Source organism: Leifsonia sp. SIMBA_070 (assembly GCF_046534635.1).
Taxonomy (GTDB): Bacteria; Actinomycetota; Actinomycetes; order Actinomycetales; family Microbacteriaceae; genus Leifsonia.
Genome location: NZ_JAWRYK010000710.1, coordinates 1 through 248, shown reverse-complemented (window position 1 = coordinate 248; position 248 = coordinate 1). Strand labels below are relative to the sequence as shown.

The 248-nt window shown below is 62.5% G+C and carries 1 protein-coding gene; it reads right to left on the bottom strand.

Annotated elements, in window-relative coordinates; all coding sequences use genetic code 11:
- Positions 1 to 248, bottom strand: a 248-nt coding sequence (locus SB754_RS22090) for a substrate-binding domain-containing protein (protein ID WP_410784434.1), incomplete at both ends; no start/stop codon positions are given.

Below are 248 nucleotides of genomic sequence, written 5' to 3'. Positions count from 1 at the left end.
CGGAAGCTCGATTCCGGGGTTCTGGTCCGCGATGGCCGGATCATTCCAGGTTTTGATCTCGCCCCGGAAAATCGCGGCTATTGCCGCTGCGTCCAGGTTAAGGGAGTCGATGCCCGGGAGGTTGAAGGCGACGGCAATGGGCGAAATGTAGGCGGGGATGTCCAGGGCTCCGCCGGGACCGCACACTTCCTTGGCTTCGGCGATCTCTTCGTCCTGGAGGTAGGCATCGGATCCGGCAAAGACCACCG